General features: G+C 63.5%; 20 protein-coding genes. 13 read left to right on the forward strand and 7 right to left on the reverse strand.

Going from position 1 to position 24,834, the window contains the following annotated elements; genetic code table 11:
• Nucleotides 1-16: 16 nt before the first annotated feature.
• The 3 genes from AEQU_RS04625 to AEQU_RS04635 all read left to right on the forward strand — a co-directional run bounded on the left by AEQU_RS04625 (nt 17) and on the right by AEQU_RS04635 (nt 2,816).
• Complete coding sequence (locus tag AEQU_RS04625; protein WP_022739767.1) at nt 17-1,333, forward strand: DUF2130 domain-containing protein; 1,317 nt, start codon at nt 17-19, stop codon at nt 1,331-1,333.
• Between the two features lie 72 nt (nt 1,334-1,405).
• Nucleotides 1,406-1,942, forward strand: a complete 537-nt coding sequence (gene abiEi / locus AEQU_RS04630) for a type IV toxin-antitoxin system AbiEi family antitoxin (protein WP_022739768.1) — start codon at nt 1,406-1,408, stop codon at nt 1,940-1,942.
• Nucleotides 1,932-2,816: a nucleotidyl transferase AbiEii/AbiGii toxin family protein gene (locus AEQU_RS04635; RefSeq protein ID WP_022739769.1), complete on the forward strand. Its 885-nt coding sequence runs from the start codon at nt 1,932-1,934 to the stop codon at nt 2,814-2,816. Before abiEi ends, AEQU_RS04635 begins: the two co-directional genes overlap by 11 nt.
• Nucleotides 2,817-2,825: 9 nt before the next feature.
• On the opposite strand, the gene AEQU_RS04640 is transcribed toward AEQU_RS04635, so the two are convergent.
• Nucleotides 2,826-3,074, reverse strand: a complete 249-nt coding sequence (locus AEQU_RS04640) for a hypothetical protein (protein ID WP_022739770.1) — start codon at nt 3,072-3,074, stop codon at nt 2,826-2,828.
• Between the two features lie 191 nt (nt 3,075-3,265).
• Between AEQU_RS04640 and AEQU_RS04645 the strand changes: the two genes are divergently transcribed.
• Both AEQU_RS04645 and AEQU_RS11845 read left to right on the forward strand, forming a co-directional pair.
• Nucleotides 3,266-3,592 (forward strand): HIRAN domain-containing protein, encoded by a 327-nt coding sequence (locus tag AEQU_RS04645; RefSeq protein ID WP_022739771.1) that lies wholly within the window; start codon nt 3,266-3,268, stop codon nt 3,590-3,592.
• The gene (locus AEQU_RS11845) at nt 3,585-4,601 is read left to right on the forward strand and encodes a tetratricopeptide repeat protein (protein WP_022739772.1); all 1,017 of its coding nucleotides are present in this window, start codon (nt 3,585-3,587) and stop codon (nt 4,599-4,601) included. The genes AEQU_RS04645 and AEQU_RS11845 overlap by 8 nt, the downstream gene beginning before the upstream one ends.
• A gap of 139 nt (nt 4,602-4,740) precedes the next feature.
• Here AEQU_RS11845 and AEQU_RS04655 read toward each other — a convergent pair whose 3' ends face one another.
• Entirely contained in the window at nt 4,741-5,061 is a 321-nt protein-coding gene (locus AEQU_RS04655) for a hypothetical protein (protein ID WP_022739773.1), read from the reverse strand.
• Nucleotides 5,062-5,331: 270 nt separating this feature from the next.
• Here AEQU_RS04655 and AEQU_RS04660 point away from each other — a divergent pair, with 270 nt between their 5' ends.
• The 3 genes from AEQU_RS04660 to AEQU_RS04670 are packed head-to-tail and all read left to right on the forward strand — an operon-like array spanning nt 5,332 to nt 12,106.
• On the forward strand, nt 5,332-8,034 hold the full coding sequence (locus AEQU_RS04660; protein ID WP_022739774.1) for a PD-(D/E)XK nuclease family protein: 2,703 nt from the start codon (nt 5,332-5,334) through the stop codon (nt 8,032-8,034).
• The gene (locus AEQU_RS04665; RefSeq protein ID WP_022739775.1) at nt 8,031-11,804 is read left to right on the forward strand and encodes a UvrD-helicase domain-containing protein; all 3,774 of its coding nucleotides are present in this window, start codon (nt 8,031-8,033) and stop codon (nt 11,802-11,804) included. The genes AEQU_RS04660 and AEQU_RS04665 overlap by 4 nt, the downstream gene beginning before the upstream one ends.
• The gene (locus AEQU_RS04670) at nt 11,801-12,106 is read left to right on the forward strand and encodes a hypothetical protein (RefSeq protein ID WP_022739776.1); all 306 of its coding nucleotides are present in this window, start codon (nt 11,801-11,803) and stop codon (nt 12,104-12,106) included. Before AEQU_RS04665 ends, AEQU_RS04670 begins: the two co-directional genes overlap by 4 nt.
• A gap of 113 nt (nt 12,107-12,219) precedes the next feature.
• Here AEQU_RS04670 and AEQU_RS04675 read toward each other — a convergent pair whose 3' ends face one another.
• Nucleotides 12,220-13,824 carry an FAD-binding protein gene (locus AEQU_RS04675; protein ID WP_022739777.1) on the reverse strand — a complete coding sequence of 535 codons (1,605 nt, stop codon included), beginning with the start codon at nt 13,822-13,824 and terminating at the stop codon, nt 12,220-12,222.
• Between the two features lie 168 nt (nt 13,825-13,992).
• Entirely contained in the window at nt 13,993-14,928 is a 936-nt protein-coding gene (locus tag AEQU_RS04680; protein WP_022739778.1) for a LysR family transcriptional regulator, read from the reverse strand.
• A gap of 254 nt (nt 14,929-15,182) precedes the next feature.
• Between AEQU_RS04680 and AEQU_RS13135 the strand changes: the two genes are divergently transcribed.
• Nucleotides 15,183-15,422: a hypothetical protein gene (locus AEQU_RS13135; RefSeq protein WP_368853783.1), complete on the forward strand. Its 240-nt coding sequence runs from the start codon at nt 15,183-15,185 to the stop codon at nt 15,420-15,422.
• Nucleotides 15,334-16,731 carry an FAD-dependent oxidoreductase gene (locus tag AEQU_RS04685; protein WP_158318396.1) on the forward strand — a complete coding sequence of 466 codons (1,398 nt, stop codon included), beginning with the start codon at nt 15,334-15,336 and terminating at the stop codon, nt 16,729-16,731. The genes AEQU_RS13135 and AEQU_RS04685 overlap by 89 nt, the downstream gene beginning before the upstream one ends.
• Nucleotides 16,732-16,860: 129 nt before the next feature.
• On the opposite strand, the gene AEQU_RS04690 is transcribed toward AEQU_RS04685, so the two are convergent.
• On the reverse strand, nt 16,861-17,637 hold the full coding sequence (locus AEQU_RS04690; protein ID WP_022739780.1) for a dimethylarginine dimethylaminohydrolase family protein: 777 nt from the start codon (nt 17,635-17,637) through the stop codon (nt 16,861-16,863).
• Nucleotides 17,638-17,715: 78 nt separating this feature from the next.
• A complete protein-coding gene (locus AEQU_RS04695) occupies nt 17,716-19,644 on the reverse strand; it encodes an FAD-binding protein (RefSeq protein WP_022739781.1) in 1,929 nt (642 codons plus the stop codon).
• A gap of 254 nt (nt 19,645-19,898) precedes the next feature.
• Here AEQU_RS04695 and AEQU_RS04700 point away from each other — a divergent pair, with 254 nt between their 5' ends.
• Complete coding sequence (locus tag AEQU_RS04700; protein ID WP_117282279.1) at nt 19,899-21,347, forward strand: helix-turn-helix transcriptional regulator; 1,449 nt, start codon at nt 19,899-19,901, stop codon at nt 21,345-21,347.
• Here AEQU_RS04700 and AEQU_RS04705 read toward each other — a convergent pair.
• A complete protein-coding gene (locus AEQU_RS04705) occupies nt 21,344-21,598 on the reverse strand; it encodes a glutathione S-transferase N-terminal domain-containing protein (protein WP_022739783.1) in 255 nt (84 codons plus the stop codon). The two genes, AEQU_RS04700 and AEQU_RS04705, sit on opposite strands and share 4 nt — an antisense overlap.
• A gap of 429 nt (nt 21,599-22,027) precedes the next feature.
• Between AEQU_RS04705 and serC the strand changes: the two genes are divergently transcribed.
• On the forward strand, nt 22,028-23,110 hold the full coding sequence (gene serC, locus AEQU_RS04710) for a 3-phosphoserine/phosphohydroxythreonine transaminase (RefSeq protein ID WP_022739785.1): 1,083 nt from the start codon (nt 22,028-22,030) through the stop codon (nt 23,108-23,110).
• A gap of 84 nt (nt 23,111-23,194) precedes the next feature.
• The gene (gene serA, locus AEQU_RS04715; protein ID WP_041715071.1) at nt 23,195-24,772 is read left to right on the forward strand and encodes a phosphoglycerate dehydrogenase; all 1,578 of its coding nucleotides are present in this window, start codon (nt 23,195-23,197) and stop codon (nt 24,770-24,772) included.
• Nucleotides 24,773-24,834 lie beyond the last annotated feature (62 nt).

The raw sequence follows: 24,834 nt of genomic DNA on the forward strand, positions 1-24,834 counted from the left end.
AGGAAGGAACCGTTTCATGAGCAACGAGATCAAGTGCCCCCATTGCGGCGAGGCGTTCACCGTGGACGAGAGCGGGTACGCCGCCATTTTGAACCAAGTGCGCGACCAGGAGTTCCAGCGCGAGGTGGATGCCCGCGTGTCTCTGGCCGAGAAAAGCCGCGAGCAGGAGGTGGCGCTGGCGGTCACCAAGGCCGAGGAGGCCCTGCGCGCCCAGATCGCCGAGCGCGACGGCGAGCTCGTCAACCTGAAGGCCCAGCTAAGTGTCCAGCAACAACAAGCCTCCATGGAAACGCAGATCGCGGTGCAGAGGGCCGAGGCCGCAGCCAAGGACGCCCAGGTGGCCGTCGAGCGCGAGCGGGACGATTTGCGCGGCAAAGTGGAGCGGGCGCGCGACGAGCTGGAGGCGCAGAAGACCCGCGCCGAGGCCGAGCTGGCCCGGGCTCGGGCCGAGGCCCAGGCCCAGCTGGCCGAGAAGCTTCGGGCGAAGGACGAGCTCATCGCCGACCGCGAGCGGGAGATCGAGCGCATCCAGGACATGAGGGCGCGCCTTTCCACGAAGATGCTCGGCGAGTCGCTGGAACAGCACTGCGAGATCGAGTTCAACCGCCTGCGCCCCACGGCCTTCCCGCGCGCCTACTTCGAGAAGGACAACGAGGTGGTGGAGGGCACCAAGGGCGACTTCGTCTTCCGCGACTTCGACGAGGAGGGCAACGAGATCGTCTCCATCATGTTCGAGATGAAGAACGAGGCCGACGACTCCACCCATCGAAAGACCAACGAGTCGCACTTCAAGAAGCTGGACGCCGATCGCCGCAAGAAGGGCTGCGAGTACGCCGTGCTCGTGTCGCTGCTCGAGCCGGACAACGAGCTGTACGCCGCCGGCATCACGGACGTGTCCTATCGCTTCGAGAAGATGTACGTCATCCGGCCGCAGTTCTTCATCCCCCTCATCACGCTTCTGCGCAACGCGGCGCTCTCGTCGCTTCAGTACCGCAAGGAGCTCGCGCTCGTGCGCCAGCAGAACATCGACGTCACGAACTTCGAGGACCAGCTGGCCGACTTCAAGGACAAGTTCGGCCGCAACTACCGGCTCGCCAGCGAGCGCTTCGCGAAGGCCATCGACGAGATAGACAAGTCCATCGACCATTTGCAGAAGATCAAGGAGCACCTGCTGGGAAGCGAACGTAACCTGCGTTTGGCTAACGACAAGGCCGAGGATCTCACCGTAAAGAAACTTACCCGCAAGAACCCCACCATGAAGGCCCTGCTCGACGAGGCCCGCGCCGCCAAGGAGGAGCAATCGGAGGGCGTGTCTGAAGGTGAGCTCGATTGAGATCATTGACAGGAGCGTGTATTAACTCTACAGTAATGACCCAAATTTAGGCTATTACTGTAGAGTGGGACAATGAAACTTATAGAAGCGGAAAGAAAACTCAGAGCCTTCAGCGAGCAAAAGCGCGTGTTCCGCTCGCGCGAGCTTGGCCGCGTCCTTGGAGAGAGTGGCAATACTTTGCGAAGCTCTATCAAGCGTCTGCTTGATTCGGGGATCATCACGCGGCTGGCGCGAGATGTCTACTGGTTCGGCGACTTCAAAGGAAGAGACGTGCCGGCCATTGAGGAAGTCGCCGTCGCCTTGAGATCCGGTGAGTTCAACTACATCGGCATGGAGAGCGCGGCGTCTCTGTGGAGCGTGATTTCCCAGATTCCCGTAGGGCGTTTAACGGTTGTCACGACGGGTAGGGAAGGGGAGTTCAACACTCCCTTCGGCACAATTGAGTTTATTCACACTGCCGCCGATGCCAACGAGATCATTTCGAATACGGTCGATTATCCCGGCCACGCCCTGCGGCTCGCAACTAAGAGATATGCTGTCCAAGGGCTCATGCGAGCGCGGAGATCAACCTACCTCATCGATTGGGAGGAAGTGGAAGATGGCGATTGATTTCAAGAAGTTCGCTGAAAACGTTGCCCGTCGAGGCGAAGTGGAGGCGTTGCTCCCGATTGTAGAGAAAGAGCTCATTCATTACGACATCATCCGTGCGCTCGATGAATCGCGATGGCTCGACGGCCTCACGTTCCAAGGAGGAACATGCCTGCGTCTGTGTTATGGCGCTGTCCGCTATAGCGAGGATCTTGATTTCACCACGGCCTTGGACTTGGAGGAATCGGATCTCGCCGGTTTTCGGGAACTGCTGAGCGATAGCTTGCGGAGCAAATACGATGTGGGCGTTCGGGTCAAGGACCCGAAAAAGATCAAGCACTTCGAAGGCGGTGGGTCGATGAAGAGGTGGCAGGTGGTCGTCGACACGGCGCCGGCGCGACCCGATCTTCCTTCCCAGAAAATCAAGATTGAGATCGCGCAAATACCCTCATATACTCGCGATCTTCGCGTTCTTGAGGAAAACTATCCGGAAGTGGAAGGGATGTGCAGCCGAGCTATTATCGGTTGCCAATCTTTGGATGAGATTCTGGCGGACAAAATCGTGTCGTTCTCGCAGCAAGTGCTTGCCCCGCGCTATCGCGATTTATGGGACATTCCCTGGATCGCTTTGCGACCGGGGAGGAATATGGACGAGGTTGCGGTCATGGTTGGCCGGAAACTGAACGATTACCATGTGGGCGAGAACGCTCAAGAGCTTCTGCGCAGTGGGCTTTCCCGTGCGCGGGAGGCGCTTGGGAGTGCCGCTTTCGCTGAGGAAATGCGTCGATTCCTTCCACCAAAGTTTTTGGAAAGAACAGCGGCACGACCGGAGTACCGCGAAGCCATGACCCACAAAGTGGAAGATGTTTATCGCTTTGTTGCAGAGCGTCTATAGCGAATATCCCTAGGCCTTCTTCTCGCGCAGCTTGAGGGCGGCGGCGAGGCGGCGGCCCTTGCCGCACTTCGGTTTGGAGAGCGGGCAGCGCTTCTTGCAGCAGGTGCAGTGGGAGAGCGCAAGCGACGCCTTCGCCTTGGCGCAGCCCTTGCAGCCTGCGGCGCCCTTCTCGCCTTTGCAACCGGTGTGCTTCTTCTTGCGGGCGAGTTTACCGGCCTTCTTGTCGGCGGCGGCCTTCTTCGATTTCTTGTCTTTCATGTCATTCCTCGTCTTTCGGGGAAGCGGATTTCGTGTTAGCGGACTCTAACATAATCGTGCAGCTGCGACAACCATGATCGATCTGCTCAGCAAGGGCGATCTTCGGTGGCTCGCTGTACCGAATAAGGGACACTTGATCGCAAGCGGTTCTTTATCATGATCGATCATAAGGTTATCGGTCAGGAGGAACCATGGCAAATGCACCAAAATCGATTCGCGTCGTGGAAAACACTACTGTGGCGGGAACGCGCCACGTGCCCGCGATGGCGGCCATTGCGGAAGGCTACGGAAAGGGGGATCGGTTCTCCCTCGTGCGGGACGCGGCCAACCCCCACGACGGCTGGGCCGTGGAGGTGCGCGACGGCGCCGACCGCCGGATTGGCTACGTCTCCTGCGAGTGCAACGAGTTCGTCGCTCGGCTCATCGACGGCGGCAAGTCCGTGGAGGGGCGGCTCACGGACAAGGAGCAGATCGGCTCGTGGACGCGGCTCGTGATGGAGGTGGTGCTCAATGACTAGCGCCGTTGCGGCCGTGGCCGACCCTTCCGTCGCCTGCGCCTTGGCCCTTCCCGCTGAGGATGTCGCCTCCTCGGTGGCCGCTCCAGCCCGTGCGCGGGAAGTGGGCTGGGCCCAGCGGGCCGCCAACGTGCTCTTTGGCGCGCCCAGTGCGCGGCGGGCCTGCGGCGGCGCGGAGACGAGCTTCACGCCGAAAGTGCTGCGCAACGAGAAGTGGCGGCGTCGGCGCGAGACGGGCTCGGTGTTCGCCGTGGATCGCAAGGGAGGCGCCGGCGAGGGCGGTCTGCCCCGCATCTGGGTGAGCGAGCCGGCGCCCGACGGGAGAGGGCGCACGTTCGTCGCCTCCTATCCCTGCGGCGCCGACCGTGGCGGCTGGCGCGCCCTGGAGCTGGCGGAGGTCTATTTCAGCGAGGCTCTGGGCCTGCCGGGCGAGGAGCATCGGCGCCGCCGCGTCGACTGCTACCGCGCGGCCGAGATGCTCCTTCTGCATGCGGCGGCCCGGGGCAGTATCGGTGCCCACTGCCGTCTCGGCGTCATCTACGAGGGCGATCTGTGCGAGGGGGCGTACTGGGACGGCCTGGCCGATCGCCAGGCGCTCCACAAGGCGGACACCCCCTGCGACGAGCGCGCCTACCTGCACTTCTCCTTCGGCGCCTATCATGGTCACGGTGAGTGCTGCTGGCGTTTGGGCGATCTGGTGGCCGCAGGCCGGGGATGCGCTCCCTCGGCGGCTCGGGCTTTCTCGCTGTACCGGCGAGCCTTCGATTTGGAGAGCGGGCGCATCGACGAGGACCGTGCGAGCACGGGCAACGCCGCGCTGCGCCTCGCCCGCGCCTTCGAGCTGGGACGCGGCTGCGAGCAGGACTTCCGCCGGGCGCGCACCTGGTACCGGCTGGCCGCCATTGGCCTCGGCGCCGCCTTCGACGCCGGTCAGTGGCACTTCAAGCGCGAGCGCATCGAGGCTCGCCGCGGGGTGGCCCGCATGGCCCAGGAGATCGCGGGCACTTACTAAGGGCAACGCGGCCGCAGACGGCGAGAGCCGCCCGTTAAGGCGGCTCTCGAAGATAGCGGCTGGATTGACCGGCTGGCATTCGACGCTCGTCTTCTGGGCGAGGGCGAAGCGGGGCGCGTGGCCGGAGGTGCTGCGGAGCCTACTGGCCGAGCGGGTGGGCGAAGGCCTCGGGCAGCTGGCCGGCGAGCACCTCGTACTCGGCGATGTTGCGTCGCATGAAGTCGTTGAAGTCGTCGTAGTGATCGCGCAGGGCCCGGGCGAACTTCTCCACGGGCCAGATCTCCGGGGCGTCTTCCAGGCCGCCGTCGCCGTCCACGGTGTGCTCCCACTCGATGATCTCGGCCTTGGCGACCTTGAGGTCGTGGGGCAGCCGATCCTCGCGCTCGAACTTCTCCAAGTCGGGCATCATGTGCTTCTGAATCTCGATGAGCTTGGTAACCAGTTCCTGATAGGTCATCATGCGCCTCCTGTAATCTGCGGTTCGGGAAAGCGGGCCGGCCTGGGCGGGGGAGCGCCCGGTGCCGACTCGTTCTTTCGCTATGGTAGGCCTGGCCGCGCCGATGCAAGGCCAGGTCGGCGACGGGTCACCGCACGGGCGGCAATCCGTTGCCAAATGCTCACGGGAGCTGCCGACGGAAGAGGCGTTCTGGCTGTGGAGGGACATAAAGAGGACACCGAAGCGCCCCGGTCGCGCTAGAATGGTCGGAACTGATTTTTGAGGAGGACCGCCGTGCCGACAACCGTTCCCGTAGAGCTCTACCGCACCATCGAGCGCGCCAATGCTGCCGCCAAGGCCGCTGCAACCGCGACGGCTCCCGGTGCCGCTTTCGGCGTGCGTCGCCTTACGGCCGCGGGATTGGTGGAGGAGCTGTGGGAGCTGTGGGGCGACGGGCGCGTTCTCGTTTCTGCTGAGGAGCGCTCCCTTCTTGCGGCCCGGGCGGCTTCGACTTGCGATGCCGCCGCTGCCTCCGGGGCGCCATCGGTGCTGGCGGCTTTTGCCGCCGAGCACGCGGCCGCTCTCGCCGACGAGGGAGCTGTTCCCGTTGCGGAGTTGACCTCTCTGCAGCGCGGGCTCGTCGCGTGTTTGCGCTCCTACTACGATGAGCTGGCCGCGCGGAATCTGATCGAGGCGGATGAGGCGGCCGATCTCCTTGCCTCGATGGTCGAGGATGGGCAGCTTCCCGCCATGGGTGTGACTGTTTGCGATTGCCTGGACGTCTCGGGGGGGCTTCGGCACCTTCTGACGGCTTTGGGCGCTTCCGCGGAAGGCGATGAGGCTCTTGCCGCGGTTTCCTGTCTTCCGGAAGTCGTGGAGCCGGGCGTGCTGATCGCCGCAGGAGCGGCGGCGATGCCCGGGCTTCTGCTCGACGAGATAGGGCGCGCCGGTCGTGCGGGCGCAAGAAGCGTTCTGGTGGTGGCCGCCGACCCTGCAGAGCTGTTCGGCGTGTTGGGAGCGCCTTTGTGCGCCAGCGGTTGGACGGTGGCGCTTCGGGGCACCGCGCCCTGGAGGGCCACCGCCTTCGGGCGCGCTTGGGAATGCGCGCGGCGGCTGGAGGAGGGGAGCCCCCACTGGCTCGAGGCGGCCACTGATTTCGCCTACAACCCCTTTTCGGGCATCGCCGAGCGAAAGGCGCGGGATCTCAACGGGCGTCTGCGCAAAGACCGCTTACTGACTGCCGCCGATGCCGCCGAGATCCTCGCGGGGGAGAGCGACTCGTTTTCCGCTCTGGCCCTCGCCGTGCGCGCCGTGGCTTGCGGCGAAAGCGTTCCTCCTCGTATTCTCGACAACCTTTCCAGCGCCGTCGGTGCCGCCTCGTCGGACGCGCTGGAGCGTGCCGTCGAGCGCGCCGCCTTCGACAAGCTCTGCGGTCTGCTTGCCCTGGCGGAGGGGCTGGGCGTGTCGACCTGCGCGCTGACGCCGCTGCTTGCCGATGCCACGCTGCGCGTCGAGGGCTCCTCCGGGACGGACGGCCCCCTCTGCGAAATCGCCGGTGCGGCCGTACTGGACTCGCTCGTGCCGAAAAGCTGGGATGTGGTGATCCTGGCGGACGTCAGCGCGCGCACCTTCGGCATCTCCGAGAGCCTATCGGCTTTGGACGGCCTCGCCGAGACGCTCGGACTTCCCCGAGAGCCTTCGGCACTCTGGCGCCAGCGCTCGCGGTTCGCGGCGGCACAGCGCGCCGCCCGCCGGCGATTTGTCCTGGGCGTGAGCCGGCGCGACGAGCGGGAAAACGAGCTGTTCCCCTCCTTTCTGCTGGGAGAGTTCGCGAGCGCCCAGGCCCGGGCCGGTGCCGACCGGGCCTTGGCGGCCGGCGATGAGGAGCTGGCCTTGCGTTGGGGCCGCCCTGACCCTGCGCGCTTCGGACTCCCCGAGCCCTTGGCCGCCGGCGCCCGATGCGCCGGCGAAGGCGACTTGCCGCAAGCGCTTGGCGCCGCCTTCGCCCCGGTGACGGGATGCGAGGAGCTTCTCCGCCCGTCGCGAGGCAGCCTGCGGTCGCTTCCGCTTCTTCGCTACCTTCCGCGCACGCCCGAGGGTCTGCCCGTGCTCTCTCCCTCGGCGATCGAGCAGTACCTCCACTGCCCCTATCGGTGGTTCGTGCAGTCGTGCATCCGGCCCGAGGCTCCCGACGAGAGGTTCGGGCCGCGGGAGCTGGGCAATTTCGCCCATGAGGCCTTTGCCCGCTTCTACGACAGGCTCGCCGAGGAGGGCGTGCGACGCGTGGACGCGGAGAACATCGAGGCTATGGTGCCCCGGTTCGAGGCGCTCGTGGACGAGCTTGTCCGCGAGCAGCCCGAGCGCCGAGGGGGCTCTCGCCTTGCGGCAACGACGCGCGAGGAGCGGCAGCGGGTGACGCAGCTCAAGCGCCAACTGGTTCACAGCTTGCGCCTGCAGACCCAGATGCCCCCGGGCTATGAAGTGGTCTTTTGCGAGCATCCCATCGAGGTCGCCGATGGCGTGGACTTTGCCGGCGTCCGGCTGCGGGGGCGCGTCGACCGCGTCGATGCCGACGCAGAGCGGGGACGTTTCGTGGTGATCGACTACAAGGGATCGTCCAAGGACTACGCATCCGGCCTGAAGGAGGGCGACGAGCCGTCCGTGCCGCATCACGTGCAGGGGCTCATCTACGCCCAGGCACTTTTGCGCACCGACCTCGGCCTCGCCTGCGCCGGGGCGCTGTACTTGGGCTACCGGGCGCAGAGTCCCAAGGAACTGTTGGCGGGGGCCTACGACGGTGCGGCCTTCGACCCTGCGGGCCTGTCTTCCAGAAGCTCGGCGGTGGCCATGAACTTCTCCGCCTATCTGGATGCCATCGAGGCCTTGGTGGCCGATCGGTTGGCGGCGCTTTCCGAGGGGGCCATCCCCGTGAGCCCGTCCGCGCCGAAAGCTTGCGAATACTGTCCCGCCTACGATTGCCCCGGGAGGCTCGCGTGAATCTCGATACCTGCAAAGAGGGCCAGCGCCTTACCATCACCACCTTCGACCGCCCCCTCATGGTCGCCGCCGGCGCCGGCTCGGGAAAGACCTTCACCCTGACGAGGCGCATCGCCTACGGGCTGCTCGCCGGCGAGGAGGCGCCCGGCGGTCTGCAATCCATCGACGAGGTGCTCGCCATCACCTTCACCGTGAAGGCCGCCGCGGAGCTGCGCGACCGCATCCGCGCTCTTCTGCGCGAGGAGGGGCTTGCGGAGGAGTCGCTGAAGGTGGACGACGCCTGGGTGTGCACCATCGGCTCTATGGCCGCGCGCATCCTGCGCGAGAACGCCTTCGAGGTAGGCATCGATCCGAAGTTCGAGGTGATCGACGAGGCGGAGGCGAGCTACCTTCGGGCCGAAGCCACCGAGCAGGTGCTCGCCCATCTCGAAACGGGGGCCGATCCGCTTCTTCGCGCGGTTATCGACGAGTTCGGGCTGAGGGGGCAGGGGCCCTTCGACAAGAGGCTCTTGGAGTATTCCCAGGAGGTGGTGGCCCGGGTGCGGGCGATGCCCGAGGGGTTCGAGGGCCTGCGCCTGTCCGAGCCGACCGCCACGCCTGCGCGCCTTGTGCGACAGGCTCTGGAGGCTGCCATGGAGATTCAGGAGGTGGTGAAGGTCTGGGGAAAGACGAATGCCACCGACGAGACGTTCGCCTCCGATCTAGAGACCGGCATCGACCGGGCCGAGCAGTGGCTCGCTGCCGATACGGGCGAGGGATTCTTGGATGCGCGGTTCGAGGCGGGGCCTTTTCTCGAGGCGCTTCTGGCGTTTCCCCCTTCTTCGGACAAGTACCGCGCCAAAAAGCCGGACGCCGATGCTTTCGCTGCCTGGCGAGGTGCCTACGCGAGCGTGTTCTCCGAGGCGCAAGCGGCCTTGGGGGCGCGGGTGAGCGTTGCCGCCGTGTCGCTCGCGCGTCTTCTGGAGGACGCCTACGCCCGAGCGAAGGGGAACGACCGACTCGATCAGGGCGATTTGCTGCGCCGGTGCTTGGACGCGTTTTCCGCCCACCCGGAGCTGTCCGAGCGCTACCGCGAGCGGTTCAAGGTCATCATGGTCGACGAGTTCCAGGATACCGACAAGCTGCAGGTCGCCGTTATCGCCGCCCTGGCGCAGCCGGGCTTCGCCAACGTGTGCACGGTGGGCGACGCGCAGCAGAGCATCTACCGGTTCCGCGGCGCCGATGTGAACGTGTTCTTCGAGTACCGCGACCGGCTGCGATCCCTCTCGCCCGAGGCGGAGTTCCCCCAGCTGCCCCACAACTTCCGCAGCCACGGCGACGTCTTGTCGTTGGTGGATGCCGTCTTCGGCCAGCCCCAGGTCTTCGGCGACGAGTTCTTGCATCTGGAGGCCGCCGGCGCGGTGAACACGGCCGCCGATCCGGTGTTCGAGGGGGACGGCCCGGCACGTATCGCCGTGAGCGTCTTCCAGAACGATGGCAGTCGCGCCACCGTGTCTTCCGAGGAGCTGTCGGCCCGGTGCGCCCGCGAGGTGGCCGAGCGCTTCGCGCAGCTGAGGGAGGCCGGCGCGCGCCCCGGGGAGATGGCCCTGCTGCTGGGAGCGATGACCCGCGCCTCCGTCTATCAGGAGGCGCTGCGCGATGCGGGCTTCGAGAGCATCGTGACGGGCGGATCGGGGTTCGGCCAGAGCGCAGAGGCCCAACTTGTGGCTACGCTGCTGCGCGTGGCAGTGAACCGCGACGACTCCGAGGCACTTTACCAGGCGCTCGCCTCCGATCTGTTCGCGCTTTCCGACGATGCTCTTCTCGCGCTCGCCACAACGGACGCCTGGGCGTCGGAAAGCGACGGCGAAGGCGAAGGTGATGATGGCCGTGCTCGCCCCCGTCAGCCTATCTCTCGCGGCTTCTTCGGACGAGAGGAAGATGATGGGTTTCCCCTCGGGGAGAACGATCGCGCCGCTTTGGCGCTGGCGCGCCGCTGCCTGCGCGATTTCGTGCGCCGCGCGGTTCGCGAAGAGCCGGCGTTGGCGCTGCGGCGCCTTTTCGTGGACAGCGGACTGGCGGATCGGCTTCAGCTTGAGGGGGCCGACGGCATGGCGCGCGCGGGCAACTTCAACAAAGCGTGTGTGGTCGTTGGGGAGCTCGCGCGGGAGAGCTGCGGTATCGCCGATGTGGCCCGCCAATTCGCCGACTACCTTTCCCTGGCTAAGGAGGCGCCGGGCGCGCTGGCGTGCCTCGATGCCGATTTCGTGCGCATCATGACGGTTCATACCTCCAAGGGGCTGGAGTTTCCCCATGTGGCCGTGGCCGAACTGAAGGACGGCTATCCCGGAAGTCGCGCCCCCTCGTTCTTCGTCGAGAACATCGGCGAGGGGACCTACGTGGCTGCAACGTGGATGCCCCATGGTCCTTGGGACAAGACCGCCTCCAAATTGAAAGGATGGGCGCGGGCTCAGGAGGCAGAGGATCTTGACGTTTCCCTGGACGGCCCCGCCGAGGCCGAGCGCGCCTTCGGAGCTCTTTCCGCAGCTCAATTCGGCGCGGCGCTGGCCGCGTATTCCGCCGCCCAGGAGCGCGAGGAGGCGCGGCGCCTCATGTACGTGGCCCTCACGCGCGCGAGCCGATCTCTTCTTCTGGCTATGAGGGTGAGCGCGAAGATAGAGGACGGTTACGAGAGCACCTGGGTGACCGGCGACGTCTTTAACGCCCTTGGCTGGGCCATGGACGACGGCGCGAGCGTCGCAATGATGGATTTCGGCGGCCGTGCGCCTGCCCGGGTGGCGAGCGAGCGGGTTCTCGCCGAGGTTGGGGAAGAGACGGGCGGGGAGCCTCTTGCGGCCTCGGCGCCCACAGGGGAGGAGCGGCTCGACGAGGAGCTTGGCGCGGCTCCGCCCCTTAGTGAGGATGCCCCTGCCGTCTTCGCGGTTGTCCGGCGAGCGCATGGCGAAGACCCGGCGCTCGCGCCGCACAATTTCGCGCGGGAGGGGCTGTACTCCTACACGTCGCTTTCGGGCGCGCATCCCCATAGCGACGAGCCGGCTATTGAGGCTGACGAGGGCGTCGTTCTGTTGCATGAGGGCCGCAGCGCACTCGGTTCGGGGGCTTCGAATGAGAGCGATGAGAGCGAATCTTCGTTCGCTGACGATGCTTCAGAGTCTCGTGAATCTGACGGTTCCCCTGCGTGCGTCTTTGGGGCGCAGGAGTCCGCCACGGCCCTGGGCACGGCGTTTCATCGTTTGGCCCAACAGGCCATCGAGCGCAGCGAGCGGGGATCGCTCTTCGCTCCCAGCGAGGAAGCCATCCGGGCGCAGATTCAGAAGGAGGGCCTGTCGGAGGAGCAGCAGGCGCGCTTGCGCGCGGCGCTCGTTCGCTGGCTCGGCAGCGACGAGGCCGCCCGTTTTGCCGCTTTCGAGAACCGACGCGCCGAAGTGCCCTTCACCGTGGCGATAGGGAACTTCTTCCTTGAAGGCGAGATCGACGGCCTCGCCGACAACGGGGACGGAGCCGCCTTCCTCATCGACTACAAGACCGGCGGCCGTAACGACGAGGCGCCCGAGCAGCTCGACGGAAAGCACCGCCTCCAGGCGAGCTGCTACGCCTATGCGCTCATGCGCGCGGGCTACGAGTCGGTGGAGGCCCACTTCCTGCGCATCGAGCACTCCAGCGCCGACAACCCGTGCGATCCGCAGATCGTTCCGTACCATTTCGAGAAAACCGACCTTCCCGTCCTGGAAGCCCTTATAATCGCCAAGCAGAAGGAGGCGACGTCATGAGCCGTGAGCATACCGGAACCAACCGAGAGCGCAGCGAGTACTACGGGGCGCTCCAAGATATCGTGGACTCCCTGTTCGCGCAATACGGCGATTTGGATCCCACTATCGCCGAGGCCATCGGCGCCAAGGTGCGGCGGCTCGATGTGGTGGTGGCCGCCGAGGCAGCCGATCTGCCCGAGGAGCTGTTGCGCATCGTCACGCTGCTCCCGCCCGGCGACTACACGCGCCAGCGTCTGTGTACCCAGCTCAACAGCGCTATCGCCGGCCACGCCTGGGGCCAGGTCTATGGTACGGTGGAGTGAGCCTGCGAGCCTCTCGGGGCAGGGCGCCTGGCTGGGCGTTGATCGCAGCGCATGAAAGAACGACGCTGTCTTCCGATGTGCCCGTTTTTAAGCCCTCAAGGTTTGTCTCAGGTCTATACGATGCCCAGATCAAGCGCGTGGTTGACCGCCCTCAAAGCGCGATAGACGCCCGAGAATACGGCTATGCCCGGACCGGGGTATCCTGAAACGAAGGATGCGGCGTTGCATCCGCTGGCGTAGAGGCCGACAATGGGCCCCTCTTCGCCCAGTACCCGCGCGTGCTCATCGACCATCAAGCCTCCCGCCGTGCTCCACGAGCCAGCGCCGTACTTAGCCGCATAGAAGGGAGGTTTGCTGAGGGTGCCCAAGTATTGGTTGGGGACTCCGTCCTGCTGAACGATGTAGAGGGAGGCGACTCCGACGGGAAAGAGCTCAAAATTGCTCTCGCCTCGATGAAAATCCCGATCAGTACCTGTTTCGCAGAAGCTATTAAAGCGCTCTACCTCTTCAAGGAAGCGGTCTTTGTCGATGCCTTCTCCTTCGGCAAGTGCTTCAAGGGATTCGTACTCGGTGAGAAGATCGGGCTTCTGCTCTCCGCCACCGCACGGATAGCCGTACGTTTCGATGAATTGGCTGTCGCAGATAAAGGTGGCAGGTGAAACGAGAGACCCTCTTTTGGCTATCTCCATGTTGAAAAGTGCCGTTCCCACATTGTCGTAGCTTCCGCCCTCGTTCATGAAGCGTCGGCCATTTGAGTTGACGATGATCGAATGTGGACGCGCTCGGTCGTAATTGCGATCCATAGTCGAGATGTTGCCCAGTTCTTCTCCGCCTCGGCTGCAGAACGCGCTATTGGTGAAGGCGGAGGCCATGTTCATAAGGCGTCCTCCAACGGCGACGCCCATTCGGTGCCCGTCTCCCGTATTGGTTTGGATGGCCACCGAGTTCACCAACGGCCCGCGCAAATAGGCCCTTCGCATTTCCTCGTTGTGATCGAAGCCGCCGGCAGCGAGAAGGACTCCGCACGTCGCCTTAACGGCCACTTGCTTTCCGCTGGATATGCCGACAACGTCTGTGACTTCACCCGCGTTGTTTGTCACGAGCTTTATCGCTTCGGTGCCAAACCGAAAATCGATGTCCAGCGAATCGATGAGAGGGACCATGGATTGCCAGTCCTCAATGGATAGAACTCGATAGCCCCAATGTTCCCAATCGTTGTAATCGCAGAGATGCAGGGGATTTGCGATGAGCGGGATTTCGAGACGGTTTAGCAAATAGTCTACAACCGACGGCGTATTCTCGAGAAAGTCCCTGCATATCCCTTCATCCATAACTCCGTAGAGATCGGAGCTTCTCATGTATTCCAAGACATCGTCAGGCGCGTCCAGCGCTCGGTCTTCGGTGCTTTGGAGGGGGTTGTTCGGTATCCACCAGCCACCGTCGGACAGAAACATGGTTCCCCCGTAATGGCTGTCTTTCTCCATGACGACGACTCGATGACCTTCTTTGGCTGCGGCCATAGCCGCCGGCAGACTTGTTCCCGCCCCCACGATGACCACCTCGGCCTCGTCGTCCCAGGCGACCTCCCCCGAGGAGGCCAACGGCCTGGGCTCGCTTTCCCGGGAGGGGGCGCATCCCGCGAGCGCGCCGCCCGCCACCGCCGCTGCCGCCGCCCCGGCGCCCATCAGAAACGACCGCCTCGATTGCATCCGCTCCATACCTGCTCCTTTCTCGCGCGCCGCGCTCCCTGCGCGCGGCCAGTACACCGCAGTCTACGCAGGGCGCCCGAGATAGGTCAAACGACTATGTGGAATAGCAAGATGATGTTTTGGCATCTTGATCGACGGGGACCCTTTCCGATCGGGAGAGTAAGGTCGTGCGATCGCTCATTCCCAGTAGTTTGCAATATGCATTTTGCCAACGACCCCTCTCAGCGCTTCCAAGAACAGAGGAGTTGCCGGATTGTCATCGTGCTTGCGATAGACCGCCGAGAGAGGTACTGCGAAGGCGCTGTCGGAGAAGGGGACGGCTCGGTACTCCTCCAAGACGGGAAGGGGCGTCGAGTTTTTTGCGATGCTCGCCGACTGGATAAGCACACCGCTTGCGAATCCGAAATCGTAGAGGCTTTGAGCATCTTTCCAGGGGAGATTTCGCCAAGTCAACTCCACTCCCCGCGAGTTCAAAAGTTCGGAGACGTATCTGCTGTACTCCGCTACGGCTGGTGCGTCGATGGTGAAAATCGTCTCATGCGCTAGGTCGTCGGGAGCAAGAGTTTTTTTGCGCGAGAGGGGGTTGCTCTTTTCCACGATGGCGACAAGAGGCTCGTGGAAGAGAACTTCCGACATAAGGTCGGTAAGATCTGCGGTCGAGGAAAGATGGACGAGGGCCAGGTCGCTCACCTCCTTGCGCACATCGTCAAGGGGCGAGGAGACGGTGGTGTCGAGCACCTCGAGCGTGAAAAGTGGAAACCCGGCCTTCATCTGTTTTGCGGCGCTCCTCAATAGGTCGTCGCCGGGCCGATACCCCACAAACGTATTGGCACGAATCGCGAGCAGCTTCTGCGCCCGGAGGTCACGGATTCTCTGGCACGCGTTCTCGTAATCAATGAGCACTTTTTGGATGTCCTCAAGGAAAATGGAGCCATAGGGCGTCAGTGTCGTCTCTTTATTGCTGCGGACGAAAAGCTCGACTCCGAGCTGTCTTTCTATGGCGGCGACGTGCTTGCTCAAGGCAGATTGGGTGAGGCCCAGTTTACTTGCGGCGCGCGAGAAGCTCGCATGCTGAGCGATAGTCGTCAGCTCTCGCATGTGCTCGGTTTCCATGCAGCCTCACGATTCCCTTCCTGATCTTTTCCGCAGTATAGCGCAGAAAGGTGCTGCCAAGCAAGCATGGATGGAGCTCTGGCATCATCTGGTTCCGAGGAACGGAAGCGGGAAGGGGAGGTCTATCAGCGCGTATTCCGTATAGGAAAGCATCTATGGAAATATATCATTCATTTGTTCTGGATGGTCGTTTGACCTATCTCGGGCGCCCTGCGTAGACTGCGGCGCGCGAGAAAGGAGCGGGTATGGAGCGGATGCAATCGAGGCGGTCGTTTCTGATGGGCGCCGGGGCGGCGGCAGCGGCGGTGGCGGGCGGCGCGCTCGCGGGATGCGCCCCCCTTCCGGGAAAGCGAGCCCAGGCCGTTGGCCTCCTCGGGGGAGGTCGCCTGGGACGACGAGGCCGAGGTGGTAGTGCTGGGCGCTGGCGGTACGGGTTTGTCTGCAGCATGCGCTGCGGCATCGAGGGGCGCGAAGGTTGCCGTCTTCGAAGCTGATTCTAAGCATGGAGGAACTACGGCGTTTTCCGACGGCGTGATACAGGCGGCGGGAACTGATGCGCAAAAGCGGTTCACTGATTGCCAGGACGACAGCCCGGACAAGCATGTCGATTACTATCTAAAGGCGGCAGAGGGGGTAGCGGAAGAGTACCTGGTAAGAACCCTATGCGAACGAGCTCCCGAGATTATCTCCTGGCTTGAGGGCCTGGGAATGGAATGGTCGACAGTATGCGGAGGCTATCAGATTCCCTACGAGGCCGCCGAATCGCTCGTTCCTCGTATCCACAAGCCCGATGCGCCCGATGGCATGGGGGGAGGGGCGTACCTGGTGGATCTGATGTTCACGAATGCGAGAGATCAGGGCGTCGAGTTCAATTTTGATTGCTCTGCGAAAAAACTGATATATGACACGGAGAGAGGAGTTTTAGGCGTTCAGGTTGAGCAGGACGGTGCAACGCGCAATATCAAGGCCGAGAGAGGCGTGGTGCTAGCGCTCGGGGGCATGGATCACAATATGGAAATGGCGAAGGCCTACAATCCCCAGCAGCTTTGGGATTTGACGACGCAGATCTCGTCGGTCACCCCGTTTTCCGTAGGTGACGGTATTCGCATGGGCCAGGAGATAAATGCGGCCCTCGCATCCGTCGGAGGTACGATCGATTTCGACTACCAGACGTTTGCCGGCACCTATGACAGCATCCCCATTATTCCATGCATCTATGTAAATGGGAACGGTGTCAGATTTGTTGCCGAGGATGCCACCTGCTCTTACATGCTGAGAGCGATTTTCCAACAGGAGATGCAGATCGGCAAACCTACTTACATGATCATGGACCAGCATATGGTCGAGCTTGGAGTCGGTCCCTGGGCGGAAAGCCCCGATACCGCCGTATCGGAGGGTTCTCTTGTGAAAGGGGAGACTCTCGACGAGATTGCTCGGCAGATTGATGTCGATCCGGCGTCTCTGAAGAGAACGGTAGAGCGATGGAACGAGAGCGCTCAGGCGGGTTCAGACGAGTGCTTCGCCCGAATCAACCAGCTTATCGCGTTGGATAAGCCGCCTTACTATGCGAGGAAGAACGTCTTAAACAATCTCGGCTCGCTGGGCGGCTTGAGGATAAATGAGCAAGCGCAGGTCGTGGATAACAACGGGGACGTGATACCGCGACTCTTTGCCGGTGGGATGAACTCCGGTGGTTGGTATGGGCCCTATTACCCTGGATCCGGCACCTCTATCGTCGGCGGCCTTGCTTTTGGAAGGATCGCTGGAGAGCAAGCAGCCGACACTGAAGCATGGAGTGCGTGAGCGATCCCGACCCCTCGATAGCCCTCCCTGAAGGATCCCTCGCGCAGCGAGGGGATCCTTTTTCGTGCAAATTGGAGCAGAGGGCGTGCTGGCCCTCTGCTCCTGAGCGCCATTTTCTATGGCTTGGGCCTAGAAGCGCAGCGACAGGCAGGACAGGCCGCCGTCCACCTTGCGGTACTCGGAGGTGTCCACCACAAGCGTCTGGTAGCCGAGGTCCTGTACCGCTTTCAGCACGGTGGGGTAGCCCTCGGGCACGATGACGGTGCCGTTCACCCAGATGCAGTTGGCGCCGTAGGCCTCGTCCTCGGGAACGATGACCTTGTTGTACTCGGCGAAGTCGGGCTTTTCGATGAACTCGCCGGAGACGAGCATGTTGCCGTCCTCCAGGTAGTTCACGCCGGTCTTCAGGTGCAGCACTTCCTCCAGCGGCACCTCGGACCCTTCGAGCCCCCAACCTTCGAGGATCTCGATGAACTGGCGGATGCCCTCCTCGTTGGTGCGGGCGGAGCGTCCCACGAAGAAGTGATCGCCCACCATCATGACGTCGCCGCCGTCGAGCGTGCCCGGGGCGACGATGTGCTTGACGTGCTCGTCATCGAAGAACTGGCGGATGGTCGGCTCGATCTCGTCCTTCTCGCCGTTGCGGGAATCGGCGCCGGGGTTGGTGATGATGGCGCCCATGCGGGTGATGACCGCGGGATCCTCCACAAAGCACGAGTCCGGGTACTCCTCCAGCGCCGGCAGCTCGGTCACTTCCACACCGCACTGCTTCAGGGCGGCGATGTAGTCGTCGTGCTCCTCCACGGCGCGCTCGTAGATGGGTTGTCCCAACTCGGGGGCGCTCGTGATGCCGTTGCACAGAGATTTGCCCGGCTTGCGGACGATGACATTGGTGAACTTGGTCATAGAAGACTCCTTGTCGTCGCGTGCGCGTTTTCGCGTGAGAACAGTGTAGCGCCGACTCGCCGTCAACGGAGGACTTTTCTATACTTCCGCAAGAATCTGCGCCACGGCCAGACCCTCGCCCTGGGTGCCCACACCGCTGCTGCCCACGATGGTCTCACCGACGGCGTAGAGCCCCTCGATGGGCTCGCCCTCTTCCGTCGTGACGTGGAAGGAGTCGTCGTAGAGCAAGCCGCCCACGGTGATGTGCATGGCCCAGGTGCGCGGCGAGGCGTAGAAGGGCGGGTTCTCGATGGGGCTGAGGTCGCTGAAGCTCGTGCGGCCGAACGCAGCGTCCACGCCGCTGCGGGCTGCCTCGTTGTAGTCCTCCACGGTCTTCGCCAGGACGGAGCCCTCGCAGCCGATCTGTGCGGCGAGCTCCTCAATGGTGTCGGCGACATACAGCTGACCCTGATTGATGAGGCTCTCCAGCTTGTGGCCGTAGCGGTTCAGGTCGCCTTCGACGCGGCAGGTGTCGGCATCGGTGATCATGTACATCATTTGCCCCGGCTGTTCCATGATGTCGGCGGTCATGGAGTAGCGGTCGCGCACCTCGTCCATGAAGCGGACGCCCTCGCTGTTGATCATCATGCAGTCGATGTCGTCGCCCACCGTCGTCTCGTCGCTGGAGTTCTTGCAGTCGGCCATGGGGAAGGGCATCTGGTCGTCCATGAGCGCCACGCCGGCGCCCAGGGCCAGGGCCATGTTGATGCCGTCGCCGGTGTGGCCGTAGGTGTTGGTGGTCGGGATGTCGACGCCCTCCTCGAAGGGCCACATGGTGTTGTACTGGCGAAGCATCTCGGGGCTGCCGGAGAAGCCGCCTGTGGCCAGCACGACGCCCTTTGCGGCGCGCACCTCGTAGGTGGTGCCGTCCTCGGCCTGGGCCTTGGCTCCCACGACGCGGTCTCCCTCGCAGATGAGCTCGGTGGCCGGGGTGTTCAGCAGAATCTCAACAGGTAGCGCCTGGTCCTCCACAAGTCCTTGATAATGCTGGAAGTAGCCCTGGCCGCAGCGGCCCTCGGCGGGCGAGGACCAGCGAGGCCACGGATAGCCGACGATGCCGACGAGCTCCTTGAACGCGAAGCCGTCTTCCACAAGCCAGGCGTCCAAGGCGGCGATGTTCTGGCAGAACAGCACGTTGCCCTCGTAGTCGCCCTCGCCGGCGATGGTGTACTGGAGCGCCTGCAGCTCGATGCTGTCGAAGCACTTGGTGTTGCCCGCCGCCTGCCAGTTGGCCCACTGGCCGCGGATGAGTTCGAGGGCCTCGGCCGGCACGACGCCCTCGGCGGCGGCCAGGTCGGCCTCCAGCTGGGCGCGCTGGCTGTCGGTCATCTCCTCGCGCAGGCTGTCGTCGGCCTCGACGTACTCGAGGTAGCCGCCGGAGACAAGGGCGTTGCCGCCGATGGAGCAACTCTTCTCCAGCACCACGATGCGCTCCATTCCGAGCTTGGCCGCAGCGATGGCGCAGGCCATGCCCGAGCCGCCGGCGCCTACCACCAGCAGGTCGGCCTCAAGGGACTCGGTGCCCGTGGAGGCGGTCTTCTGCGGCGCCTCCTTCAGGTCGGAGGGATTGCCGCCGGCCTGGCGCACGCAGTCTTCGGTAGCGGCCAGGACGGCCATGGACGAGAGGGTGGCGCCGGTGATCGTGTCCACGGCCAGAGACTGGTTCTCGACAATGGCCTCGGGCAGCTCGGTGAGCGCGCGGTCGGATATGAAGGCGGTCTCCTCGTGGTCGGTCACCTCGATGTTCTCGATGGCCTCGTTGGAGAACGTCGCCTGAATGGTGACGGGACCGAACTTGCCCTGGCTGCTCGCGGTGTAGGTGCCCGCCGTGTAGGCGCGGGCCGCACCTTCCGAGGCGGCTGGCTTTTTCGGCGCGCAGCCGGCCAGGCCGAGCACGGCCACGCCGATGCCGGCGATGGTCGTGCTGCGGATGAACGAGCGACGGGAAAGTTGGGGAATTTCGTACATGGGTTGCTCCTCCTATGGTATTGGGTTCGTCCGGCGCATGGGGAGGGAGCACCGGATCGCATGACAAGGCAAACCCTACCGAAGGGACGCACGCTTGCCATCGGCTTAGGGAAAATCAGAGGAGTAACTTTGTAACCCGTCTTATGTAACCCATTATTGATCAGGAGAAACACGTTGCAGTACCTATCGCGACCAAGACGATTCTCTCGCATATCGCACTCAACGGGCGCGACTTGGTACGCTACAATGAGGCCATGGCAAACCAAGGAAGACATCTAGAAGGCTCACAGCGCTCAAAGGGCGAGGCTCTGTCATCGCCGCTTCACCGCCGCCTGCGCGAGCTTGGCTACCTGTCGATGCCGTTATTCGGTTTCGCCTTCGTTAGGGCGTTCAACGACCTCTCCTTTTTGCGCGCCGCCCAAGTCTTTGGCGAAAGTGCATGGAAGGGCCAAGACATTCTGAGTCTTACGATGGTGGTGGTTTTTCTCGCCGGGGTGCTGCTTGCTCGCCGTCTTGCGCCGCTGTGGGAGCGCCGCCCGGTAGTCGTCGGTGCCACATTTCTCATGATTGCGTCGGCTCTCTGCCAAGGTGCGGGTTGCGGCTCTCGGGCGCTGCTCGTTGCGGGGCTGGTGCTCGGAGGGGTGGGCACAGCCGTGCACATTTTGCTTTGGGCGGAACTGGAAAGCTGCTTGAACACGCTGCGCATCGTTCTGTATGTGAGCGGAAGTTTTTTCTTGGGCGATCTTCTGGGATGGCTGTTCCAAGATGCAGAAGGTGCTCGTGCCGCAGTAGTGCTCGCGCTGCTCCCCCTGGCGTCGGTCGGCTGCCTCAACGTGGCTTTCTCGTCTATTCCTCGAGAGGATAGGCCTGCCTCGACATGGGGGACGGTGCGCTTCCCCTGGCGGCTTGTGGCCGTACTGGGCGTATATGAGTTCGTCTTAGGATTCAACGAGGCAACGCTTGGAGCCGATGAAGGGACGATGTACCTGTTGGGAACTCTTTTGGCTGCGGGAGGCTTGTTCGTTGCGGCGTTTTTTCTGTCACACCGCTTCGATTTGGCCCTCATGTTCCGTACGCCGTTTCTGTTCGTAGCCTGCGGATTGCTTGCTGCGTTTCTGTCCATGGGACAGAAGGGGGCATTCTCGGAATTCCTCGTTGCGCTGGGCTATGGTCTTATGTTTTTGATCCTTACCATTTTGCTCTGTGACATAGCCCATCGTTTCGGCGTGTCGGTGCTCGTGCTCTGCGGCATTGAGGAGCTTATGTCGATGTTCATGGTGGCGGGGCACAAGGTGGCGCCGTTGTTCGACGCAGGAACAGGTGCGGAAGGTGGAACCGATACGATTCGCGTGGTGCTCATCGCTGTGGTGATTGCCGTGAGTGCTATCGTGTTGTTCGGGGTCGAGAGGAAGCAGTGGGGCGCGGCGCTGTTCGGCGTGGGGTCGGTTTCAAGTGGGGGAAGCGCCCGCGAGCGCCTGCTCAGCCGCTGTGCGGTCATCGCTGAGGCGTATCACCTCAGCCCGCGTGAGAGCGAGGTGTTCCAGCTAATCGCTCTGGGAAAGAGTCCAGCGTCCATCGAGCGCGAGCTTTGCATTGCGGGGGGAACATTGAAATCGCACACCCAGCGCATCTATCAGAAGCTGGGTGTGCACAGTCGAGACGAGCTCTATGCTCTGGTGGGAGAGCGGCCCGCTGGCCGTTAGTCCTCTTCGCGCTCCAAGATGAGGTCGCCGAGGAAGCGGATGATATCGTCGGATTCGAACATCGGGACGCCGTCCACCACCAGGCACGGCACCTGGCCTTTTCCCGCGATGCGGACGAGGTCGTCCTTTACGCCGGGCTCCAGGGTGTCACGCATGGGCATGGCGATATCCTCCTCTTCCATGAAGGCGAGCACCCTGTGGCAGAAGGGGCAGGTGGGCTTGTAGTAGAGAACCATGTTGTCGAAGTACATGAACAGTCCTTTCTTCGCTGGTGTTGACGGTCACATCGGTGAGCACTCTCGGGATTTTTGGACAAAATGTGCCCCGAGTGAACACGCGATCCGCTCCGATTCCATTCTAATAGTCGTTTCGCGCTAAAAAACGAGAGGACACCCTTCTTCGCCGAAGTGTAACCATGGCTTTTCTGCCTCTTTGAGCCGTCGAAGCGTTCACTCGGGGCATGTTTTGTCCAAAAAAGGCAAAAGTGCTCTCATACAGTTTGCGTGCCGGAGGCGAAACGCCCCAGGCTGTTGAACCGCTCGGCTCTTATGTTGAGGGCGCGGCTCGCATATGGGGTTACAATGGCCGAGTAACTGACGGCTGCTCGGGGCATGACGCAGGACGGGGCGCATCGGCGCCGCCGCAGGGGCTTCGGGCGTGCGACGAAGGAGAATCGCCTCATGGCTAGGGTCTACAACTTTTCCGCCGGTCCCGCTGTGCTTCCCGAGGAGGTGCTGCGCCAGGCGGCCGCCGAGATGCTCGACTACGATGGCACCGGCATGTCCGTCATGGAGATGAGCCATCGCTCCAAGCCCTTCGCGAACATCATCGAGACGGCCGAGGCCGACCTGCGCGAGCTTCTGCAGATTCCCGACAACTACCAGGTGCTCTTCCTGCAGGGCGGCGCCACCCAGCAGTTCGCGGCCGTCCCGATGAACCTCATGCAGAACAAGAAGGCCGACTACATCGTGTCCGGCTCCTGGTCGAAGAAGGCCTGGAAAGAGGCGAAGCTCTACGGCGAGGCGCGCTGCGTGGCCTCTTCCGAGGACGAGAACTTCTCCTACGTGCCCGACGTGGCCGGCCTCGAGTTCGACCCTGAGGCCGACTACGTGTACATCTGCCAGAACGAGACCATCTACGGCACCACGTACCACACGCTGCCCGAAACCGGTGACATTCCGCTGGTCACTGATGTGAGCTCGATGTTCCTCTCCGAGCCGATGGACGTGTCGAAGTTCGGCCTCATCTACGGCGGCGTGCAGAAGAACATAGGTCCCGCCGGCGTGACCATCGTCATCGTGCGCGACGATCTGGTGCGCGAGGATGTGCTGCCCTTCACGCCCACCATCATGCGCTACACCACCCAGGCGAAGGCGAAGTCGCTGTCGAACACCCCGCCGGCGTACGGCATCTACATCTGCGGCCTTGTGTTCAAGTGGCTGAAGGAGATGGGCGGCCTGTCCGCTATGGCCGAGCGCAACAAGGAGAAGGCCGCCATCTTGTACGACTACCTCGACCAGAGCAAGCTGTTCCGCGGCACCGCCCGCAAGGAGGATCGCTCGCTCATGAACGTGCCCTTCGTCACGGGATCCGACGAGCTGGATGCGCTGTTCGTGGCCGAGGCGAAGTCCCACGGCATCGAGTCCATCAAGGGCCATCGCTCGGTGGGCGGCATGCGCGCGAGCATCTACAATGCCATGCCCAAGGCCGGCGTCGAGGCGCTCGTCGCCTTCATGGCCGAGTTCGAGAAGAACAACGGTTAACGACCAAACAAAAGGGGGAGGCGCCAGCCTCCCCGTGATAAAGCGGAAGCCCTGCGAGGGCGACGAATGCGGAAGGTGGCGCTCATGACGAAGAAGATCCTGGTTACCGAGGACTTGGTGCAGGAAGGCATCGATTCGCTCACCGAGCACGGCTATGAAGTTGACATGCTCATCGATCCCACGGCCGAGGAGCTCGCCTCTGCCATCGCCCCCTACGACGCGCTCATTGTGCATCCGAACACGGTGGTCGACTCTTCGCTGCTCGATGCCGCGGAGAACCTGAAGATCATCGGGCGCGCGGGCGTGACGGTGGACAACATCGATATCGAGGCCGCCTCCGAGCGCGGCGTCATCGTGTGCAACGCGCCGAATTCGAACGTCATCTCGGCCGCCGAGCACACCATGGCGCTCCTGCTTGCCGCCGCGCGCCACATTCCCGAGGCAAGTGCGTCCATGCACGAGGGCCAGTGGCGGCGCGCCGATTTCATGGGCAGCGAGCTGTTCGGCAAGACGCTCGCCATCTTCGGTTTGGGACGCGTCGGCGGCCTTGTGGCCGAGCGGGCCGCGGCCTTCGGCATGAACCTCATCGGGCACGACCCCTACTGCTCGCCCGAGCGCGCCCTGCATCTGGGCGTCACGCTTTACGACGACATGGCGCCGGTGCTCGCCCAGGCCGACTTCATCACGGTGCACCTGCCCCGCACGGTGAGCACGCTCGGCATGTTCGGCGCCGACGAGTTCGCCGCCATGAAGGACGGGGTCGTGCTCGTGAACGCGGCCCGTGGCGGCATCTTCAACATGGACGCCCTGGCCGATTTCGTGGCCGCCGGCAAGATCGCGGCCGTGGCTGTGGACTCCTTCGAGGCCGAGCCCTGCACCGACTCGCCCTTGCACGAGTTCGAGAACGCCATTCTGACGCCGCATCTCTCTCCCATGACCCACGAGGCCCAGCGGCGCGCCTCCACCCAGATCGCCGAGTACGTGGAAGCGGGCCTGGAGGGCGGCATGGTGGCCACGGCGGTGAACCTCTCGCCGCTGCCGCCGGAGGTCTTCGACGCCATCGGCCCCTACGTGCACGCCTGCAAAATGATGGGATCGATGGCCAGCCAGATTCTCGGTCACACGCCGAAGAGCCTGAAGGTGGAGCTGGCCGGCGGCCTGGCCGATGCCGACCCGGCGCCGCTGCTCGCGGCGGTGCTCGACGGCGGCCTGTCCTACCGGCGCCTCGGGGCCTTCTCGGCGGCCAACGCCGAGTCGGTGGCCTCCCAGCACGGCATTTCCGTCACGACCGCCTCGGTGCGCGATGCCGGCGAGTACGCCTCCTCGGTGCGCATCGTGGCCGACGAGGTGGAGGTGGCGGCGACGCTGTTCGGCACGGAGCACACGCCCCGCATCATCTCGCTCATGGGCTACAAGATCGATATCGCGCCGGCGACCACGTCGCTTGTGTTCGAGTATGTGGACGCGCCCGGCCGCATCGGCGTTATCGGCACCATTCTGGGCGACGCTGCGGCCAACATCACCACGATGCAGATCGGCACCAAGCCGGAGGAGTCCTGCGCGCTCGTGTACATGAATGTCGAGGGGGACGTGTCCGAAGCGGTGCTCGACCGCCTGCGCGGGGCCATCGATCTGCGCAACCTGTGGAAGATCACCTTGTAGCGGCCATCGACGGCTCCGATGTCGGGCTATAGAAAGATTTAACCGTGTCCAGCGGCGCCTCT

Source organism: Adlercreutzia equolifaciens DSM 19450, assembly GCF_000478885.1.
GTDB lineage: Bacteria > Actinomycetota > Coriobacteriia > Coriobacteriales > Eggerthellaceae > Adlercreutzia > Adlercreutzia equolifaciens.

Bases quoted from the DNA above. Each gene is read 5' to 3' on its own strand.
- AEQU_RS04625 (WP_022739767.1), top strand. From the start codon at position 17: ATGAGCAACGAGATCAAGTGCCCCCATTGCGGCGAGGCGTTCACCGTG.
- abiEi (WP_022739768.1), top strand. From the start codon at position 1,406: ATGAAACTTATAGAAGCGGAAAGAAAACTCAGAGCCTTCAGCGAGCAA.
- AEQU_RS04635 (WP_022739769.1), top strand. From the start codon at position 1,932: ATGGCGATTGATTTCAAGAAGTTCGCTGAAAACGTTGCCCGTCGAGGC.
- AEQU_RS04640 (WP_022739770.1), bottom strand. From the start codon at position 3,074: ATGAAAGACAAGAAATCGAAGAAGGCCGCCGCCGACAAGAAGGCCGGT.
- AEQU_RS04645 (WP_022739771.1), top strand. From the start codon at position 3,266: ATGGCAAATGCACCAAAATCGATTCGCGTCGTGGAAAACACTACTGTG.
- AEQU_RS11845 (WP_022739772.1), top strand. From the start codon at position 3,585: ATGACTAGCGCCGTTGCGGCCGTGGCCGACCCTTCCGTCGCCTGCGCC.
- AEQU_RS04655 (WP_022739773.1), bottom strand. From the start codon at position 5,061: ATGATGACCTATCAGGAACTGGTTACCAAGCTCATCGAGATTCAGAAG.
- AEQU_RS04670 (WP_022739776.1), top strand. From the start codon at position 11,801: ATGAGCCGTGAGCATACCGGAACCAACCGAGAGCGCAGCGAGTACTAC.
- AEQU_RS04675 (WP_022739777.1), bottom strand. From the start codon at position 13,824: ATGGAGCGGATGCAATCGAGGCGGTCGTTTCTGATGGGCGCCGGGGCG.
- AEQU_RS04680 (WP_022739778.1), bottom strand. From the start codon at position 14,928: ATGGAAACCGAGCACATGCGAGAGCTGACGACTATCGCTCAGCATGCG.
- AEQU_RS13135 (WP_368853783.1), top strand. From the start codon at position 15,183: ATGCAATCGAGGCGGTCGTTTCTGATGGGCGCCGGGGCGGCGGCAGCG.
- AEQU_RS04690 (WP_022739780.1), bottom strand. From the start codon at position 17,637: ATGACCAAGTTCACCAATGTCATCGTCCGCAAGCCGGGCAAATCTCTG.
- AEQU_RS04695 (WP_022739781.1), bottom strand. From the start codon at position 19,644: ATGTACGAAATTCCCCAACTTTCCCGTCGCTCGTTCATCCGCAGCACG.
- AEQU_RS04700 (WP_117282279.1), top strand. From the start codon at position 19,899: ATGGCAAACCAAGGAAGACATCTAGAAGGCTCACAGCGCTCAAAGGGC.
- AEQU_RS04705 (WP_022739783.1), bottom strand. From the start codon at position 21,598: ATGTACTTCGACAACATGGTTCTCTACTACAAGCCCACCTGCCCCTTC.
- serC (WP_022739785.1), top strand. From the start codon at position 22,028: ATGGCTAGGGTCTACAACTTTTCCGCCGGTCCCGCTGTGCTTCCCGAG.
- serA (WP_041715071.1), top strand. From the start codon at position 23,195: ATGACGAAGAAGATCCTGGTTACCGAGGACTTGGTGCAGGAAGGCATC.